We start from the raw sequence: 19,008 nt of genomic DNA, 5'->3' as shown, positions 1-19,008 counted from the left end.
CTCCCTCCGCCAACGGTCTGACTCATGTGGAAAATCCTCCTTGAAGAGTTCCTCGGCGACCTGCGGGCCCAGAAGACCCGCGCCTTCCTCACGATCTTCGCCGTGGTGTGGGGGACGATCTCGATCGTGCTCCTGCTCGCGTTCGGCCAGGGGCTCCGGAACCAGTTCTCGGCGGGGCTGCTCAACGCCGGCGAACGCATCTTCATGGTCTACGGCGGCCAGACGAGCGTGGAGCACGAAGGGCTGTCGAAGGGACGGCGGATCCGGCTGCGGGAGGAAGATCTCGACCTGCTTCTGCGCGCGGTGCCGGAGTTCGAGATGGGCAGTCCCTCCTACGGCCGGGGCCGGACGTACCTGAAGGTGGGGGAGAACCAGACGACGACCTACATGGAGGGCGTGAACCCGGTCTTCTCCGAGTTGCGGCGCATGTTCCCCGCTCCGGGCGGCCGGTTCATCAACCAGCGCGACATCGACGAGAAGCGGCGCGTACTGTTCCTCGGAGACGGCATCGCCCAACGCCTGTTCGGCGATGCGCCGCCCGTGGGGCGCACGGTGACGCTGGACGGACTTCCGTTCCGCGTGATCGGCGTGATGGAGTCGAAGTTCCAGGACTCGAGCAACAACGGGCCGGACGAGGACCGGGCCGTGATACCGGCCTCCACGTTCCGGAGCATCTACGGGCAGGAGTTCGTGAACCACCTGCTCCTGCGGCCGCGTGACGTGAGGGACGCGCCGATCGCCAAGCAGGAGTTGTACCGGGTGCTGGGCGGCCGGTACCGGTTCGCGGCGGCGGACGAACGGGCGCTTGCGATCTGGGACTTCATCGAGGACGAAAAGATCGTGGGCCAGATCGGCCTCGGGATCCAGATTTTCCTTGGACTGGTGGGCGCCTTCACCCTGATCGTGGCCGGAGTCGGAGTCGCGAACATCATGTATGTCGTGGTGCGTGAACGGACGCGGGAGATCGGCGTCAAGCTCGCCGTCGGCGCGAGGAAACGGCACATCGTGAGCCAGTTCCTCTTCGAAGCGATCCTCATCGCCGTCGGCGGGGGTCTCGCGGGGCTCGGCATCGCGGCGCTCCTCGTGACCGGCGTCGATGCGATGCCGATCGACGATCCGGCCATGCAGTACATCGTGAACCCCAAGCTCTCCATCCCCATCGCGGCGGTGTGCGCGGGGATCCTCATGGCCATCGGTCTGGTGGCGGGGATCCTCCCGGCCCGCAAGGCGGCCCGGCTCGATCCGGTGGAGTCGCTGAGGTACGAATAGCGTGCCCGTTCGGCGCTCTGCACCCGTTACGCAAACCGCGGGCCGTCGTTACATTCGAACGCGATGTTGCGCGTGATTTTGGGTAGCTTGATCCCGGGCGCACCGAGCCCGGATTCGTCCTCTTTCAAGCAGGAGCATGCCATGAAATACAACCTCTCCCTACGAGCCGCGGCGTTCGCCGCCGTTGCGGCGCTCGGCGGCCTCTTCGCGCCGTCCGGGGCGCTCGCTCAGGGCGTCACGACCGCCGCCGTCAACGGGCGCGTAACCGGGCAGGATCTCGCGCCGCTCGCGAGCGCCGTGGTCACCGCGGTGCACGGCCCCAGCGGGACGTCGTACTCGACGCTCACCCGCGAGGACGGCCGCTTCAACATCCCGGGCATGCGGGTCGGCGGACCCTACGCGATCGCCGTTTCGCTCATCGGTTTCGGGGACGAGTCGGCCGACGCCCTCGTCCTCGCGCTGGGAGAGAACCGGCGCATCGACTTCGTGCTCGGTGTCGAGGCCGTCGCGGTGGGCGAAATCACCGTCACGGCGGAACGGGGCGCGATCCTTTCGAGCGGACGCACGGGGCCGCAGCAGACCGTGACCACGCGCGAGATCGAGAACCTTCCGACGATCGCCCGCAGCATTCAGGACTTCGCGCGGCTCACGCCACAGGCGCTGGGCACGAACATCGGGAGCAGCGAGAACATTGGCGGGATCAGCATCGGCGGGAAGAACAACCGCTTCAACAACATCTCCGTCGATGGCGCGATCCTGAACGACGTGTTCGGACTCCCGGCCAGCGGCACCCCCGGCGGCCAGGCCAACTCGCAGCCGATCTCGCTCGACGCGGTTCAGGAGTTCCAGGTCGCGATCGCGCCCTTCGACGTGCGGCAGGGCGGCTTCACCGGCGGCTCGATCAACGTCGTCACGCGCTCGGGAACGAACGACTTCGACGCCTCCGGCTACGCCTTCGGACGGAACCAGGGCTTCACGGGCAACCTCGACGACAACCCGCTCACCGACTTCAGCGAACTGCAGGCCGGATTCCGCGCGGGCGGGCCGATCCAGCGCGACAAGATCCACTTCTTCACGAGCGGCGAGATCAAGCAGTCGAGCCGCCCGCTGGCGCTCGGGCTCCTCGGGAGCAGCCAGACGAACACGATCAATGTCGACCTGGGGACGATCAACGACATCGTCGACATCGCGAACTCCGTCTACAACTACGACCCGGGGCGCTTCGAAGAGAGCCTCCAGCGGGAGACGGACGACCTCAAGTTCTTCGCACGCCTGGACTTCAACCTCTCGGACAGCAACCACCTCATCGTGCGGCACAACCATGTGAACGCCAATTCGCAGCGGGGGATCAGCCGGCACTCGAGCGAGATCGGACTGCCCGGCCAGGGGTATTCGTTCGACGCCGTGTCCAATTCCACGGTGATCCAGCTCGACAGCCGGCTGGGCGCCTCCACCGCCAACATGCTCCGCCTCTCGTACCAGCGTCAGCGCGACGCGCGGACCCCCGACTTCGCGATCTTCCCGGAGGTCGACATCGAGCCCTACGATGGCGAGAGCGAGAGCGTGACCATGGGGATCGAGCGCTTCTCGCAGCAGAACGCGCTCGACCAGGACGTGTTCGAGATCACCAACGACCTCACGCTCTTCCGGGGCGACCACACGTTCACCTTCGGGACGCACAACGAATTCTACTCGTTCTCGAACCTCTTCATCCAGGACGCGTACGGTCAGTGGGAGTTCGATGGCGAGAACGCGCTCGAGAACTTCCGCAACGGGATGGCGACCCGGTACCGGGCGTCCATCTCACGGCTCTCGGATCCGTTCCCGCGGGCGGCGTGGTCCGCGATGCAGTTCGGCTTCTATGGCCAGGACCAGATCGACCTGAGCGACCGCTTCAACATCACGCTGGGGCTGCGCGCCGACATCATGGCGATGCCCGATGCGCCGCTCGAGAACCCAAGCTTCTACGCCGCCTTCGGACGGCATACGAGCGACGTGCCGAGCGGCAATGTCATGTGGTCGCCGCGGCTCGGGTTCAACGCCGCGCTGGACGAGGACCGGAGGACGCAGATCCGGGGCGGAACCGGCATCTTCACGGGCCGTAACCCGTTCGTGTGGCTCTCGAACCAGTACTCGAACACCGGGATGGACTTCATCCGCATCGACTGCGCCCCGTGGCGGGGCTGCACCCCGCCGCCGTTCACGGGCGACCCCACCCCGGTGCCGGTACCCGGCGCCGAGATCGCGACGACCGAAGTCGACCTCACGGACACGGACTTCAAGTTCCCGCAGGCCTGGCGGACCACGATCGGGATCGACCGCGAGTTGCGCGACGGCGTCGTGTTCACGGTCGAGGGGATCTACACGAAGAACGTCAACGACATCCTCTACCAGGATCTCAGCATCCGGCCGGAGGGTAGGACGAGCGATGGTCGCGTGCTCTTCGCCGACGACCCCGTGGACCGGGAGTTCTCGCCCGGCGTCTTCCTGCTCGACAACACGAACCAGGGCCGCCAGATCCAGTTCACGACGCAGCTGCAGAAGCGCTTCGGCGGCGACTTCCTTCCGAACATGTTCGGAAGTCTCGCCTACACGTGGACGGACGCCACGGACGTGAACAGCGGGCAGTCCAGCCGCGCGATCTCGAACTTCCAGTACAACGAGATCGGCGTCGACCCGAACAACCCCGGCGAGGGAACGGCGGACTTCGAGATCAAGCACCGGATCATCGCTTCGCTCTCGCAGCGCATCGAGTGGAGCGAGAACGTCGGAACGACAATCACGGCGTTCTACGAGGCCCGCGCGGGCCGGCCCTTCAGCTGGACCTACTTCGGGGACGCGAACAACGACGGGCGGCGCTTCAACGACCTGGCCTTCGTGCCGGGCGATGCCGATGACGCGATCTTCGAGACGGACTGCCGCGGCTGCATGGACTTCGCCGCGTGGGATGCGTTCGTGAGCGACATCCCGGGGCTGGACGAGTACCGCGGCGGGATCGTGGGCCGGAACTCTTCGCGCGAACCCTGGGTGCGCAGCCTCGACCTGCGGATCGCGCAGGATGTGCCGCTTCCCGGGCCGGGGAGCCGAAACATCCAGGTCACGCTCGACTTCATCAACCTCGGAAACTTCCTGAACTCCGAGTGGGGCCGGCAGCGTTACACGCAGTTCGGAACCTCCACCATCCTGTCCTTCCGGCGCTACGACTCGGAGACGGGCGTGCCGGTCGTCCGTTTCTCGCCGCGCGACCTCGACGAAAACGGCGTGCTCGACATCGAGGACGTGTACTCGATCGACAACATCCTGTCGCGCTGGGCGCTTCAGCTCGGGGCGCGGATCTCGTTCTGATGCGGTAGGAAGCTGCGGTAGGAGCTGCGGCAGGAAGCGGGAGCGGCGACTCCCGCGGCGAGCACGAAAGAGGGGGCCTTCGGGCCCCCTTTCGTGCATCCGGCTCCGTCGTTTGCATCCGGCCCGGTCGGTTGGCGGGCCGGGGTTCCCGTCGGGGTCAATCCTCGGCCAGGTAACGCCCCGCCATCTCCACGAGGTCGGGGGCGCCCAGGAAGGTCGGCACGCGGTGATGCAGCCCCTCGGGCTCGATGTCGAGGATACGCCGCCGACCATCGGTGGCCCGGCCGCCCGCGTGCTCGCAGATCATGGCCATGGGAGCCACCTCGTACAGCAGGCGCAGCTTCCCCTCCGGCCTGGCGACGGTTCCCGGGTACATGAAGATCCCCCCGCGGAGGAGGGTGCGGTGGAAGTCCGCGACCATGGACCCGACGTAGCGCGCGGAAAACGACGGCGCGTCGCGGGGAGGCTGGCGGAACCGCTCCACGAGCCGCTGCTGACCCGGCGTCCACTTGTCGAAGTAGGCTTCGTTGATGCTGTAGATGTTCTTTCCGGGCGAGGGAATGCGCAGGTTCCGGTACGAGAGGAGGAACTCCCCGATCTCCGGGTGGAGCGTGAAGCCGTGTACTCCCGCCCCGGTCGTGAAGACGAGCATGGTGGAGGAGCCGTACAGGACGTAGCCTGCGGCGACCTGTTCGGATCCCGGCTGAAGCAGGTCGCGTCTCCGCACCTTGCGCCCCTCGCTCCGCTTCCGGTAGACGGAGAAGATCGTCCCCACGGAGATGTTCACGTCGATGTTCGAACTTCCGTCGAGCGGGTCGAAGGCGATGATGTACGGTCCGGGGTCGCGTGATTCGGGGACGCGGACAAATCCCTCCTCTTCCTCGGACACCATGCCGCTGAGGCTGCCGCAGCGCGCCAGCAGGCTCACGAGGACATCGTTCGCGTAGTCGTCCAGCTTCTGCACTTCCTCGCCATGCAGGTTCGTGCTCCCGCTCACGCCGAGGATGTCGATGAGGCCCGCGCGATTCACGGCCGTGGAGATGACCTTCGCGGCGAGGCTGATCTGGAGCAGGATGTCTGTCAGCGCACCCGTGGCCTGGGGATATTCGCGCTCCTGCTCGGCGATGAAGTGCTCGACGGTGACGATGGATCCGGTCAAGGTGGCTCCGCGGAACTCGGGGAAGGTGGGCTGAGAGGTTACGGAGGGGCGGTTTTTCGCGTCAAGGCGCGTCCGCGATCCTCCATCCGCGCGCGTCGACCTCTACGCACAGGGGGCCTTGGAGATCCGTCCGCCACACGCGCGGTACCCGGGCGGAGTCGAGCCGCGCCAGCGTCACGGCGTGCGGGTGCCCGTACCGGTTCCGTGTCCCCGCCGAGATCACGGCGATTTCCGGTTGCGTCGCTTTCAGCCATTCGACGGAACTCGAAGTCCGGCTGCCGTGGTGGCCGAGCTTGAGGAGATCCGTCTCCGGACGGAGCGGCGCAAGGTGCTCCAGGATCTCGCGCTCCACCTCGACGCCGGCGTCGCCCGTGTTCACGTAGCGGAAGCCGCCGACCGTGAGACGGAAGGAGAGGGAACCTTCGTTCGCATCCGAGCCCGCCGGGCCCTCGGGCCAGAGGATCTCGAGTTCGACATCGTCGATGCGGAGGCGATCTCCCGCGCGGGGCGCATGCCAGGTGGCGCCCTCCATCTGAAGCCGTTCGAGGAAGGCGAGGTAGGAGGAACTGGGCTCCGGGACGCCGGGATCGAGCACACGGCGGACCCGCAGGGCCTCGAACACCGCCGCGGCGCCGCCGTAGTGGTCGAGGTGCGGATGGGAGATGGCGAACAGCTCCACGGTCCGGGCGCCCATGCGGCGCAGGAAGGGCACGACGACGCGGCTTCCCGCGTCGGCCATCGGCGGGCCGGGTGCCGTGCCGGCCGTCCGGAAGGCCGAGCCCGGGCCCGCGTCGAAGACGAGCCATCGGCCGGCGCCGGTCCGCACCACGGCGGCGTCGCCCTGCCCCACGGCGAGGGTGCAGACGAGCGCCGTGCCCCGCTCGAGGCCGGCCCTGACGAGGGGCCAGGCGACCGTGAGTGCCAGCACGGCCCCGACCGAGAGGACGCCGAGGCCGCGCCGGGCGCGCGTACGGTCGAGCGCGAGGGCGACGAGCGCGGCCGCGACCGCCCACGCGCGGGGGCCGAGGCCGGGGCCCGCCCAGCTCAGCGGGAGCCCCGCGAAGAAGGACGCGATCGCCGCGAGGCAGCCGAGCGCGACGTCCGCGGCGCCGGCGAACAGCACCCAGAGACCCCACGGCAGGACCAGCGTGAGCGCGAGGGCGGGAAGCGCGAGACCCACCACCGCGCCCGCCACGACGCTGGCCGGGATCGAGGCGATGACGATGCGGTCGAAATGGAAGGCCGCGATGGGCGCCGTGACGAGGAAGGCGCCGCAACTCACGGCGAGTGCCCGCCCGATGCCCCGCAGGCGCCGGGTGGAGAGCCAACGCGGCAGCGGCACGCGGCCCCCGAACACGACGCCCGTGAAACCGGCGAAGGAGAGCTGGAACCCCGGATCGGTCACGATGAGCGGGTCGGCCAGAATGGCGAGCGTCGCCGCGAGCGCCGCGAGATCGCTGATGCGCGCAGGGCGCGCCCGACGGAAGGCGAGCGCCCAGCCCCAGAACATCAGCGCCGCTCGCACCGCCGAGGGAGGCGCGCCGATGAGGCATACGTACGCACTCGTACAGGCGGCGGCGTAGAGCAGCCGCCGCGGACCGCGCACGCGAAGGCCGATGAGCCAGGAGAGCGAAGCCCCGATCAGGCCGACGTGGAGCCCGGAGATCGCGAGCAGGTGGATGATCCCGGCCCCGACGAACGCCTCTCTCGTCGCAGGGTCGAGGGTGCTGCGGTCGGCGAGCAGCAGGGCTTTGCCGATCGCCCGGTGCTCCGGGGCGAGCCGGGCGTCGAGCCGGGCGAGCAGCCCGGCGCGCCACTCGATGATCCGGCGGCCGAGACCCCGCGGGCCCACCGCGTTCGCCGGCACTTCCAGCGGCTCCAGCGTCGCGCCGCCGATCCAGCCCATCGTCGCGGGCGGACGGGGCAGCCGGGGTCGGGCCGCTTCGGGTTTCGTCCCGCCCGCCGTGCGCCATGTGCCCCGGGCGAGCACCGCCGTGCCCGCCTCGTGCGCCGCTCCGGACCGCAGGAAGGCGCGCACCGCGCCCAGGCGGCAGATCCGCCCGCCCGAGACGATGTGGACGTCGCGGATCGACACCCGGACCGGGCCGGCATCCCGGCCCGCCCGCCGTTCCGGCGCCGCGTCCGCGAGCGTGCCGACCACCGCGACCGGCGCGCCCGCCTCCAACGTGGCGACGCAGGCCCGCAGCGCCGCCGTGCCGCTCGGCAGACCCGCCAGCAACCCGGCGAGGGCGGCAAGCACGACCGAGAAACCCACCGTCGCGTGCGGTGAAATGCCGCCGGCTCGGCCGGGGCGGGCCCGGCGGGCGGCCCGCAGCACGGCCCGGCCGACGATGACGCAAGAGAGCCCCGCCGCGATCGCCGCGGGAGCATGGAAAGCGACGGCGTCGGCTCGGGCGAGCGCGAGCCCGGCGACATCCCCGGCGGCGAGCGCCAGGGCCGTCAGGAGCAGGGGCGAGAGGGAGTGGGACGTCGATCAGCCTCCGGGCGCAGAGTTCACCTCTACGCTCGGAGAGACCGTCAACCGTCCGTCAACCGTCCGTCAACCGTCCGTCAACGGAGCGTCAGAGGAGCGGACTCGGCTCCGACCGTTCCGGGGGCTCGGGCGGGGCCGGGGGCTCCGCCGTCAGGGGCTCCGCCGCCGTCGCGAACTCCATCGGGGCGGGCGCCTCATGCGCGAGACGCGCCGACGCGGCCCGGTCCGCCAGGCGCCGGGTCCGGCGCTCGGCCCGCCAGGCGAGCAGGCCCGAGAGGCCCATCCCCCCGAGGATGCAGGCGAAGACGACGAGCGGGAGCGACGCGCGAATGCGGAGGAAAGGCAACACGACGTTCACGAGTTCGCCCGCGTTCCTCGCGGTAAACCAGAACGCGGCGAGGATGACGACAACGAAGGCGAGCAGCCGCAGCACGAAGCGCATCAGCAGGGCCGTCCCATGAAGGTCGCGCCCGTCGTCCCCGTGAGGCGCACCTGCGCGTACGCGCCGATCCGGCAGGGGTCTCCGGGGAAAGCGACGACCTTGTTCTGCTCCGTCCGGCCGAGCACATCCCCGGGTGAGCGCGCCGAGCGCTCGATCAGGACCTCGCGCCGCGAACCCACCTCGGACTCGTTGATCTCGCGCTGGATCGCGCGGTGTTCGCCGATCAGGCGTTCCAGCCGCTGCGAACCCACTTCGTCCGGCACGAAATCCGCGGCCGGGAAGCGCGTAGCCGGCGTCCCTTCGCGCAGCGAGTACTTGTACAGATAGGCATCGTCGAAGCGCACGTCCCGCATCAGCTCCAGCGTGGCCTCGAAATCCGCCTCCGTCTCCCCCGGAAAACCGACGATGACATCCGTGGAGAGCGCGATGCCGGGAACCTCGCGGCGGACGGCCTCGACCTTGTCGAGAAACCCCTCGCTCGTGTAGCGCCGGACCATGCGCTTGAGCACGCGGTCGGAGCCCGACTGCACCGGCAGGTGGAGCTGACGGCAGACCGTCGGCTCGCCCGCCATCACCTCGAGCAGTTCCGGCGTCACGTCGTTGGGATGGGGCGAGGTGAAACGCACGCGGCGGATGCCGTCCGCGCGGCTCACGGCCCGCAGCAGCGTCGCGAAGTTCCAGTCTCCGGACTCGTACGAATTCACGGTCTGTCCGAGGAGAACGACTTCGGTGAACCCCTCCTCCACGGCGCGCCGGGTCTCGGCGAGGACCGCCTCGGGCGTGCGGTTCTTCTCGGATCCCCTCACGTAGGGCACGATGCAGAAGGTGCAGCGGTGGTCGCAGCCGCGCTGGACGGTGATCCAGGCGCTTACGCCTTCCCGCCTCACGCTGTCCACGCCCTCGTAGTTCTCCTCCGCGTCGAGTCCAAGCAGCGTCTGTCCGCGCTCGATCGCGTTCGTCTGAATCGAACCGATGAGTTCCGGGAGGGCGCGGTACGCATCCGGTCCGGCCACCAGATCCACGCCCGCCGCCTCCTCGATGAGCCTCGGGCCCAGCCGCTGCGCCATGCAGCCCGTCACCCCGAGCACGAGTCCGGAATGCCGCTTGCGGTGGCGCTGCAGCTCGCCGATCCGGCCACGAACGCGCCGTTCCGCGTGCTCGCGAATCGCGCAGGTGTTCACGAGGATCACATCGGCGCGTTCGGGTGCATCCACGCTCACGAAGCCCTCGTCGACGAGCAGCCCCTCCATCAACTCGGTGTCGTTGATGTTCATCTGACACCCGTAGGTCTCGATGTAGACCCGACCCCCGAGCGGACGGGGGCCGCGGGGGCGATCCGCGCCGGGCGTCTTCAGGGTGACGAGCTTCGCCCTCTCCACGGGTGGCTCAGCGCTGGCGGAGGGAGAAGGAGAACGTGACGCGCCGGAAGCTCTCCGCGAAGCCGGCCGCCGCGACGTCGCCGCGCGATCCGCTCTCGAAGGCGAGGTCGAATACGGCCAGTCCATCCTGGAACTCCCAGCCGAAACCGCCGGTGAAGGCGGACTCGTCGAGCGCTTCCGCACCCCGGCTGAACGGGAGTCCCGTCCTGCGCCAGCCGGCCCGAAGCGGCAGCCTTCCGCCGAGCAGGGAGAGCGCGCCGTATTCGATCCCTCCGCCCAGCCATGCGAGGTCGTGGGATTGGAACGCGGAGCCCGCCACCGCATCGCGCGACCCCACGGCCGACCACCCGGCCCGGCCGCCGCCGGCGGTGACGAGGATCTGGTCCGTCACACGCACGCTGCCGCCGAGCTGGATCGAGGTCGGCAGGTCGAACTCCGCCTCGGGCTCGTCCGCCCCTTCGGGGGTCGCGTACAGCGTCCCTCCCGTCCCGAGAGCGGCGCCCGCCACGATGCGGTCCCCCAGCCGGATCGATCCACCCGCCCGGAAGCGCCAGGCTCGCCACGACAGCTCCCTCGCCCCCGCGATGCCGCCGAGCGTGGGCGCCCCCCCGATCGGATCGCCGAACTGACGGAAGAACGACTGCCGCAGGGAGCCGGTCAGCCGCTGCGCCGAGACCCCGATGCCCAGCGGCCCGAGGCGACGCGCCAGCGACGCATCGATCGTGCTGATCCCGCCGTTGTGCTCCCGCGTCTCCTCGAAGGGAACCGAACCATCGTTCAGCCGCAGCGTGTCCTGCAGAATGTTGGACCAGTCCTGGTCGAACTCGCCGCCGAAGGCCAGGCTGAAGGCCCAGTCGTTGTAGGGAACGAGCGCCCGGATCGTCGTGAAACGCCCCCGCCCCGTGTCGAGCGACGCGCTCTCGCCCTCCAGCGTGACACCCTCGCTGGCCAGCGAGACCGAGAAGCCGGGTTCGGAGTGAAGGAGCAGGTCGGCCGGATTCGTGAGGCTGTATGATCCGCCGAGCAGGCCGGAGCCCGATCCACCGAGCGCCGCCGACCGGCCATCCACGGGCGCGACGGGATAGCCGAGGCCGACCGCCGTGAGCGGCGTCTGGGCGGAGAGGGCAACGGGCGAGGCCGCCAGCGCGGCGAGCACGAACCCGGCCCGACCCCATCCCGGGAACGTTCCCCGGACCCTGCCCCGGAACCTTCGGACGGTCCGCATCACGGCACCGTGAAGCGGGGCGCCGAACTGAATACGATGCGGACCTGCGGCTGGAATTCCGGCGGCGATTCGGCGGAGCCGAACTCCCAGTAGCCCAGCGCCTGCGCATCCGGATCCGCCCGCAAGCCGATCCGGATGCGCCTCAGCGAATCCCGGACGGCCCGCGCCATCAGGAGCGTGATGTCGAGGCGAACCGGCTCACCCTCGCGGAGTCTGGCGGGATCGAGCGTTGTCGCGATCAGATCCCCGCTCCCGATCGGGGTCTTTTCACCGGCCTCGAACGGGTCGGCGAGCAGACTGATCTTTCGGGCCTGGATGCTGCGCTCCGCCGCATACGGATCGGGCGCGGCCAGGGGATGGAGGATGACTTCGGCCTGGCTGACCGTAGCCCCTTCAAGCCCTGCTTCCCCGAGGATTCCGGGCGGCACGAACTCGAAGTAGATGCGCGAGGCGGGGAGGCCGCCGACGCGAAGCTCCGTGCCGGTCGGCGGCTGCGGAGGATCCAGGATGAACGCGTGTTCTTCCCACAACTGGGACTGGGGTACCGGGAGGGTTCGCCCGACGAGGGTCGGATCGTATCGGAGGACCATCTGCGTCACCCGGAGCTTCGTTTCCGGGCCGTCCAGCACGATGGCGAAGCCGTTGCCCCCGTCCGCCCGCTGCCACGCCTTCATCAGCGAGTCCTCCGCCACGGCCGGCGTCATGAGGAGCGTATCCGAGACCGCCTCCAGCACCGCCGACGCGATCTCGACCCCGAGGTCGCCCCCGGGCACCGCCCACGGGATCCCCGGGGCCGCCTCCCGCCACGTCGCATCATGAGGCTCGAAACGCTCCCCCAGTTCGACGAGTTTCACCGTGAGCGGAAAGGTCGTGAACTCGGAGCGGATCGTGTCGAAGCGAAGCAGGAACTCCACCTCCTCGAACTTCGCGACCGGCAGCGTGTCGACGAACGTCCGGACCGTGTCGGGGACGTTGAAGCGCGCGAGCCCGCGACTCGACACGTCCGTCTCGGCGGAGACATACACGAACGGCGCGGTGGAGGGCCGGGCGAAACCGGTCAGCGTCGTATCCCGCCAGGACAACAGTTCGGAAGCCGAGATGGTGACGTCGCGCGTCTCCACGCCGGCGCCGGGCGCCTTCTCGGAGCCCAGGGAGAGCGGGTCCTCCGCACAGGCGGCCAGCATGACCAGGACGACCATCGTGACGAGCGCTGCGAGTCCCCGTCCGCTCACGGGCCCGTCTCCGCCGGCGCGGCCATCCGCTCGAGCGAGAAGTTCGCCGGCAGAAGGTCCCGCAACCGCCAGGTGATCGACTCCCCGTTCGTTCCGATGCTCATGACCTCGAGTTCCCGGCCGAACTCGGCGAGCGCCTGGCGGCACATGCCGCACGGCGGGGCCGGGATGGCGCCGCTCGTCGCGATGGCGATGCGGCAGAAGGCGCGCGCCCCCGAAACGACCGCGTGCCCCAGCGCGACGCGTTCCGCGCACGTCCCCACCGGGTAGGAGGCGTTCTCCACATTGCACCCGGCGAAGACCCGGCCGTCATCGGCCTCGAGCGCGGCGCCGACGAGGAAACGGGAATACGGCGCGTACGCCCGTTCGCGGGCGACCCTCGCGCGGACGGCGAGATCTTCCCACGAAAGCGGCTCTCCGGCTGTCACTCGAGTCTCCGTCATCGGCTCCCATCCGCGGCGTCGGCCGGCCTGCCCACGTAGTGTCGGGGCAGGCGCCGTCCGATCGCCGTCAGCACTTCGTATTCGATCGTCCCGGCGGTCTCCGCGAAGTCCGCCAGCGCGATCTCTTCCCCTCCGTCACGGCCCAGCAGCGTGGCCACATCCGCAGCTTCGACACCCGGCGCGCCGGAAACGTCTACCGACGTCACGTCCATGCAGACGCCGCCGCGGATCGGCGTCCGGACTCCGCGGATGAGCGCCTGTCCCCGGTTCGACAGGCGCCACGGCACCCCATCCGCGTACCCGATCCCGAGAGTGGCGAGACGTTCGGCGCGCTTCGTCGTGTAGGTGGCCCCGTAGCTGACGGTCGAGCCCGGCGCGAGGTCACGAACTTCCAGGACCCTCGCGCGTACCCGCGCCACACTCTCCGGGTCCGCCGGCGCGCCCGCGGCGCCCGCTCCCCGCCGTCCCCCGTACAGGTAGATCCCCGGTCTGACGAGCCCCAGATGATACTGCTCATCTCCCATCGCCGCATCGCTGTTCGCCGCATGCAGGAAGGGGACCTCGACGCCGGCCTCCTCCAGGATCGATGCGGCCCGCCGCAAGCGGGTCAACTGAAGGGAGGTCGCGGCCGGATCCGTGCCGGCGGAATGGAAATGGGTGTAGACGCTCGCCAGCGACACGCCGCCCCGCGAGAGGATCGCCGCCACCTCGGGCGTCCACGCCGCGGCCTCGGCCCCCGGGAGGCCCGCGCGACCCATGCCGGTGTCGACCTCGAGATGGACGGGCATCCGCGCGGACGCCGCCCGCGCCGCGGCCTCGAGCTTCGCGAGCGAGGCCAGGCTCAGCGCCGCGCTCTCGAGCCGCGCCTCGAGAAGCTGGGAGATCTCGGCGGCGGCCGAGGGGGCGAATACGACGATGCGGCGCTCGATCCCGCTCCGCCGGAGTTCCGCCCCTTCCGGCGGCGTCGCGACCCCGAAGGCGTAGGGCTCCAGCCGGTCCAGGGCGCGGGCGACCTCGATGGCGCCGAGGCCGTACGCGTCCGCCTTGACCATGGGGACGAAGCGGGCGGGGGCCACATGTTTCGCCATGCGCCGGGCGTTCCGCGACAGCGCGGCCAGATCGACCTCGAGCCACGCTCGGTACGGGGGGTCTTCGCGGCTGCGGGTCAAGCGTCGCCGGGGGTTCGGGAGAAGGTTCCTGTCGGCCCGTCGGCGGGGCCGGCCCGGAGGTGAGCAACCTGTCGAATGGAGCGGCGTCCTGCCACCGGGTGATACCTTCGCCATCATGCCGGAGCCAACCGCCGCCGCCGACCTCGAGCGTTTCCACGCGGACGAGGCGCGCGAAGGGGATGATGCCCTCGCCCGCGCCCTCGCTCTCGTCCGCTTCCTGCGCATCCGCTGTCCCTGGGACGCGAAGCAGACGCCGCAGACGCTCCGCCCGTATCTGCTCGAGGAAGCGCACGAGGTCGCGGACGCGATCCGGGCCGGAGACGACCGAGACCTCTCGGGAGAACTGGGCGACCTGCTCCTGAATGTCGCCTTCCAGATCGTGCTCGCCGAAGAGCGCGGCGCCTTCGCGGCCGCCGATGTCGTCGAAGCGCTCGAGGCGAAGATGGAGGCCCGTCACCCGCATGTGTACGGCGACGCCGACGCCCCACCCGACTGGGAGTCGCTCAAGGCGGCGGAACGCGAGTCTCCGGACGACCCCTTCGACGGGGTCTCGGCCGGGCTCGATCCGCTCAGCCGCGCGGCGCGCGTGCAGGAGCGGATGGCGGGGTTCGGCTTCGACTGGGCCGACCTCGCGGGGCCGATGGAGAAGGTGCGCGAAGAGACGGCGGAACTCGAGCAGGCCGCCGCCGAAGCCGCCGAAGCCGCAGCAGGCGCGTCCGGTTCTCCCGGATCGGCCGCGCCGCCCCGGATCGGAGAAGCGAGCCCGGAGGTCGTCGAGGAGGTGGGGGACCTGCTCTTCGCGGTGGTGAACGCCTCGCGGTGGGCCGGCGCCCACCCGGCCAACGCGCTTCTCGGCGCGGTCGAGAAGTTCGAGCGTCGCTGCCGGCGCATGATCCAACTGGCGGAGAGCCGCGGCCTCGAGTGGAAGGGCGCGGATCTCGCGACGCTCGACGCCGTGTGGGAGGAAGTGAAGGCCGACGAGTAGGACCCCCGACCGCCTGCCGCCGCTCAGGCGGGGTCGCTCTCGCGATCCGAAGCGCGATCCGGCGCGCGGGTCGGCCGGGGCGCGAGGTCCGTGAGTTGGTAGATGTTGCAGACCCGCCACGCGGTCTCGCTTCCGGCCCCGGTTCCCACCCTCGTCTCCACGGGGGCGAGGATCCTCCGGTAGGCCGCGCCCTCGAACGCATCCAGCCGATCCCACGCCTCGGGGAGCGCGAGACTTTCGAACACCTTCACCGCCACGCGCTCGCCGGAAGTTCCCACGCGGTCGCCCGCCGTTCCGGGGACGAACCCGGGATAGCCCTGCCGCGCCGCCCAGCCTCGGTCGTGAAGCGTGCCCTCCACCGTCCCGTCCACCCAGCGTCCGACGAGCGTCGCCACGTGATGATGGTTGTTCTCGCCGGGTAGGAGGGACCCGTACGCGGCCAGGCGCCGCTCCGGATGGTCGAGCAGAGCCTCGATCAGCCGTTCGAGGATGGGTTCGAGGTATCCGCGCAGCGCCGCGGCGCCGGTTTCCGCGCCCGGTTCGGCCAGCAGCGCTTCGAGTTCCGCCAGCGCCCCCGCCGCCCCCGGCCGGCGGTCCTCGCCCGGCAGCACCGCGGCAAGCTCCTCGAACCCCGAAAGCAGAGCGGCGAGGCGGGCGAAACTGCCTTCGGGCGCGAGCCGCGCTTCATTGAGGCGGGAGAGGGCGCCTCGCAGAGGAGCCGGGTCGCGGATCGGGCCCGGCGCCGGGCCGCCCGCGGTCACGGTCCTTCCCGCAACCGCTGCTGAAGAAATTCCCGCACGCCGTCCCAGAACGGCGCCGGCTTCTCGATGAACGGAAAATGCCCCGATCCGTCGACCCGAATCAGGCGGCTGTTCGGCAGGGCGCTGTTCATCTCCTCCACCATCTCGGTGGGGATCGGATCCTCCGCGCCGTGCATGATGAGCACCGGGACCTCGATCTGGCCCAGACGGTCCCAGAAGTCGAGCCCCTGGAGCGGTGTCATGAGCAGGGTCGCGACGAGCTGGCCCTGGCTCGCCGTCCTCTCGTGCAGGGAGAGACGAAGCAGGTGGTCCGCGACGCTCGCGTCCGCGAACGTGCCGCGGAAAACGTGGAAGAAAACCTGGCTGATGGCCTCCGCCTCCCGCGCCGCGAACTCCGGCGTTCCCCGAATCGAGTCGATGGCCGCGAGGTCGGCCGAGTCCCGCCGGGCCAACTGGTTCTCGTCGGTCTGCTCGCGAAAGCGGCTGCCCGGTTCGACGGGCGCGACGAGGATGAGCGCGGCCAGCCGCTCGGGACGCTCCATCGCGTAGAGGAGGGCGGGAATCGCTCCCCATGAGTGCGCGAGCAGCGTGACCTTCTCGCGTTGCGCGACGTGTTCGCGGATCCGGTCGATATCCGTGAGGTAGCGCTCCATCGAGAGGCTCGCCGCGTTCACCACGGCCCTCGACCCCCCCAGGCCCCGCTGATCGTAGAAGATGACCTGGTGCGTCTCCGCCAGCGGTCCGAACCACGGACGAAGGTACGAGTGGTCGAGGCCCGGCCCGCCGTGCACGACGACGACGGGCTCTCCGACCCCGACCGTCTGGTAGAAGAGTTCCGCCTCGAAGACGGAGAGCGAGCCCGCTCGGGTCGGCGGGCCCGCTTCGGAGCCCGGATCGCCGCACCCCGCCACGGTCGCCGCGAGGACGACGAGGCCGAAGACGACCGCCGCCGGCCGGCCGCTCGTCACGGGTTCACCCGCTCGCCGGCGCCCGCGGGCCGGGCGTCAGGATTCCCAGGCCACCACATCGCCGAGGGCGAGGGGGCCGCCCTCGAGCACCATCCCGTACGCGCCGCCGCGCCAGTCGGGCGCCAGCGCCGCCTTGAGCCCGGGCGCCGCGTCCTCCATGCGCCCGCAGGGCAGCGTCTCGCCGCGAATGCGGATGCGACAGCCGGCGATCCGCAGCACCCGGTCCGCCGTCTCGCAGAAGTCGACGCCCCGCACGAGCAGGTTGGCCCGGCGGGCCTCCGGAGCCAGATCGACGCCGATCTCCCGCGTCGCCGCCTCCCACGCGTCCGCGTCGAGCAGGGTCACCTGCCGGTAGCCGCCGCGGTCGACGTTGCCCTCCAGACCCTTCCCCGCGACGAGGGTGGCACCCGGTACCGGCTCCATGGCGCCCTTCCGCGCCGACTTGAGCCAGATCGCTTCGAGCCGCGCCGATCCGGAGCCGGCGGGCCCCGCGGTGGACTCAGCCATCGGTCACCTCCAGCGAGGAAAAGTGCAGGTTGAGGCCGTGGTTGACCCTCAGCCCGACGACGCCGTCGACGTGCTGCCCGGTTCTCGCCGTCCGGAACACCTCCTGCTCGTTCACGCCGAAGATCACCTCTTCGCCCCCGGCCTCCACGAAGAGCACGTTCTTCGCCGTCGCCGCACCCTCGCCCCGCGCCGCCCAGGTGACGACCGCCTCGTGCTTCGTCCAGTCGAGGAGCGTGGAGGTCCCGTCGCCATCCCGGCGCTTCACGATCACGCTCCCGTCCGCCCGGATGAGGAGGTAGGTGTAGGCCTGGCCGGCTCCCTCGAGATCCGCCCCGCCGATGAAGACGCCGAACCCTTCGTTCCGGCCTTCCGGGTCGAACAGGAAGACCGTGGACTCGACGCGAAAGTCGCCGTCCGCCCGGGTCTCGGGATCGTAGAAGATGCCGGCCGGCCCCGTGGTGACGTGCCAGCCGGGCGGCATTTCCTGAAGAGCCTCCACTCCGTCGCCTCCGTGATCCGCGCGGGCGAGCCAGCCCTCGGGCGGCGGCAGCTTGTCTTCCTGGGCGGAGGCGGCGACGGGAAGCAGGACCAGGATTGCGATGGCCAGGCGCCACGCGGCGCCGACGACGCGCCCGCTTTGGACGCGCGATGTCGAATGATACGGCATGTTCGGTGTCGCTCCGATTTCGGATCCGGTTCGAGGTTCCAATCGCGGGCCGGCAGCCCGTGCCGCAAGGGCCCGCGTGGGCGGGATGATAGTCACTCCGGCGGCGACTCGCAGGATTCGCAGCGCGTGAGGCGGAGCGCGACGATTTCGGGCGGCACGAGGAAGCGCACGCCGAGCCGGCTCGTCCCCACGCCGGTCGTCACGAAGAGGTGTCGTCCGTCCTCCACCACATGACCCGCCGCGTATCGTTCCCCGAAACGGGAGGGGGTGATCCCCGGCCCTACGAACGGGATGACGACCTGTCCGCCGTGCGTGTGCCCGGCCAGCGTCAGGGAGGCCCGCGCCGGCACCTCGGGAAAGATGTCCGGGTTGTGCGTGAGGACGATCACGGGCTCCCCGGCACGGGCCCCATCGAGCGCATCCTCGACCGACGGATGGCCCGTCCAGAAGTCCGCCACGCCCGCGATCCAGACGTCGTTGCCCCGCACGCGCGCCCGCCGGCCCCGGTTGTCGAGGACGGTGATCCCGACGCCGGAGAGCGCCTCTTCCACGCGCTCGGCCGACAGCCAGCGGTCGTGGTTGCCGAGCACCGCGAACACGCCGTGGCGAGCGTCGAGCGCGGCGAGGTCCTCGGCGATCTCCTCCGGCGGCACGAATCGGCCGCCCATGACGTTGTCGATCGTCAGGTCACCGGCAATGAGAACAAGATCCGGCAGCGTCTCGTTCACCCGTCGCACGACGCGACGCAGGTTGTCCCGGCCGTTCCGGGGCGAGCCCACGTGCAGGTCCGCGATGAGCGCGATGCGGGTTTCCTCCCCCTCGGGCCACCCCGGCACCTCCAGGTCCGTCCGGTTGAGGACCAGTCGACCGGGCTCCCACCAGAACGCCCACGCGGCGAGCAGGACCGCGGTCGCGAGGAGAAAAAGGAGCATCCAGCCCGTCCAGCCGGGGCGCGGTCGCCGC

Annotated in this window: 16 protein-coding genes; 3 read left to right on the top strand and 13 right to left on the bottom strand. The window is 70.3% G+C overall.

Annotated elements, in window-relative coordinates; genetic code table 11:
* Nucleotides 1–24: 24 nt before the first annotated feature.
* Both ACOGXI_RS17460 and ACOGXI_RS17455 read left to right on the top strand, forming a co-directional pair.
* Nucleotides 25–1,269 (top strand): ABC transporter permease, encoded by a 1,245-nt coding sequence (locus ACOGXI_RS17460; protein WP_419940080.1) that lies wholly within the window; start codon nt 25–27, stop codon nt 1,267–1,269.
* A 141-nt stretch (nt 1,270–1,410) separates the two neighbouring features.
* Nucleotides 1,411–4,614 carry a TonB-dependent receptor gene (locus ACOGXI_RS17455; RefSeq protein ID WP_419940079.1) on the top strand — a complete coding sequence of 1,068 codons (3,204 nt, stop codon included), beginning with the start codon at nt 1,411–1,413 and terminating at the stop codon, nt 4,612–4,614.
* A gap of 157 nt (nt 4,615–4,771) precedes the next feature.
* Here the strand turns inward: ACOGXI_RS17455 and fbp are convergent, their stop codons facing one another.
* From fbp to alr, 8 genes are all read right to left on the bottom strand, one after another.
* Nucleotides 4,772–5,773: a class 1 fructose-bisphosphatase gene (gene fbp / locus ACOGXI_RS17450; RefSeq protein WP_419940078.1), complete on the bottom strand. Its 1,002-nt coding sequence runs from the start codon at nt 5,771–5,773 to the stop codon at nt 4,772–4,774.
* Between the two features lie 61 nt (nt 5,774–5,834).
* Entirely contained in the window at nt 5,835–8,048 is a 2,214-nt protein-coding gene (locus ACOGXI_RS17445) for a DNA internalization-related competence protein ComEC/Rec2 (RefSeq protein ID WP_419940077.1), read from the bottom strand.
* Nucleotides 8,049–8,355: 307 nt separating this feature from the next.
* Nucleotides 8,356–8,709 carry a hypothetical protein gene (locus ACOGXI_RS17440; RefSeq protein WP_419940076.1) on the bottom strand — a complete coding sequence of 118 codons (354 nt, stop codon included), beginning with the start codon at nt 8,707–8,709 and terminating at the stop codon, nt 8,356–8,358.
* Entirely contained in the window at nt 8,709–10,088 is a 1,380-nt protein-coding gene (miaB, locus tag ACOGXI_RS17435) for a tRNA (N6-isopentenyl adenosine(37)-C2)-methylthiotransferase MiaB (protein WP_419940075.1), read from the bottom strand. Before miaB ends, ACOGXI_RS17440 begins: the two co-directional genes overlap by 1 nt.
* 7 nt (nt 10,089–10,095) lie before the next feature.
* Nucleotides 10,096–11,313 carry a hypothetical protein gene (locus ACOGXI_RS17430; RefSeq protein ID WP_419940074.1) on the bottom strand — a complete coding sequence of 406 codons (1,218 nt, stop codon included), beginning with the start codon at nt 11,311–11,313 and terminating at the stop codon, nt 10,096–10,098.
* Nucleotides 11,313–12,545, bottom strand: a complete 1,233-nt coding sequence (locus ACOGXI_RS17425; RefSeq protein ID WP_419940073.1) for a hypothetical protein — start codon at nt 12,543–12,545, stop codon at nt 11,313–11,315. The genes ACOGXI_RS17430 and ACOGXI_RS17425 overlap by 1 nt, the downstream gene beginning before the upstream one ends.
* Nucleotides 12,542–12,988, bottom strand: coding sequence for a cytidine deaminase (cdd, locus tag ACOGXI_RS17420; RefSeq protein WP_419940072.1), 447 nt, complete (start codon nt 12,986–12,988; stop codon nt 12,542–12,544). Before cdd ends, ACOGXI_RS17425 begins: the two co-directional genes overlap by 4 nt.
* Nucleotides 12,985–14,157, bottom strand: coding sequence for an alanine racemase (gene alr / locus ACOGXI_RS17415; protein ID WP_419940071.1), 1,173 nt, complete (start codon nt 14,155–14,157; stop codon nt 12,985–12,987). Before alr ends, cdd begins: the two co-directional genes overlap by 4 nt.
* 115 nt (nt 14,158–14,272) lie before the next feature.
* On the opposite strand from alr, the gene mazG reads away from it, so the two are divergent.
* Nucleotides 14,273–15,142: a nucleoside triphosphate pyrophosphohydrolase gene (mazG, locus tag ACOGXI_RS17410; protein ID WP_419940070.1), complete on the top strand. Its 870-nt coding sequence runs from the start codon at nt 14,273–14,275 to the stop codon at nt 15,140–15,142.
* Nucleotides 15,143–15,165: 23 nt separating this feature from the next.
* On the opposite strand, the gene ACOGXI_RS17405 is transcribed toward mazG, so the two are convergent.
* The 5 genes from ACOGXI_RS17405 to ACOGXI_RS17385 form a co-directional block, all read right to left on the bottom strand.
* Nucleotides 15,166–15,903, bottom strand: coding sequence for a gamma-glutamylcyclotransferase family protein (locus tag ACOGXI_RS17405; protein WP_419940069.1), 738 nt, complete (start codon nt 15,901–15,903; stop codon nt 15,166–15,168).
* A complete protein-coding gene (locus tag ACOGXI_RS17400; protein WP_419940068.1) occupies nt 15,900–16,871 on the bottom strand; it encodes an alpha/beta fold hydrolase in 972 nt (323 codons plus the stop codon). Before ACOGXI_RS17400 ends, ACOGXI_RS17405 begins: the two co-directional genes overlap by 4 nt.
* Nucleotides 16,872–16,907: 36 nt before the next feature.
* Entirely contained in the window at nt 16,908–17,378 is a 471-nt protein-coding gene (locus tag ACOGXI_RS17395) for an MOSC domain-containing protein (protein WP_419940067.1), read from the bottom strand.
* Nucleotides 17,371–18,045 carry a hypothetical protein gene (locus tag ACOGXI_RS17390; protein WP_419940066.1) on the bottom strand — a complete coding sequence of 225 codons (675 nt, stop codon included), beginning with the start codon at nt 18,043–18,045 and terminating at the stop codon, nt 17,371–17,373. Before ACOGXI_RS17390 ends, ACOGXI_RS17395 begins: the two co-directional genes overlap by 8 nt.
* A gap of 92 nt (nt 18,046–18,137) precedes the next feature.
* A complete protein-coding gene (locus ACOGXI_RS17385; RefSeq protein ID WP_419940065.1) occupies nt 18,138–18,977 on the bottom strand; it encodes a metallophosphoesterase in 840 nt (279 codons plus the stop codon).
* Nucleotides 18,978–19,008 lie beyond the last annotated feature (31 nt).

This window comes from Candidatus Palauibacter sp., from assembly GCF_965208055.1.
Taxonomy (GTDB): domain Bacteria; phylum Gemmatimonadota; class Gemmatimonadetes; order Palauibacterales; family Palauibacteraceae; genus Palauibacter.
The sequence above is the reverse complement of the archived record's forward strand: the minus strand, read 5'-3'. Positions and strand labels throughout refer to the sequence as shown.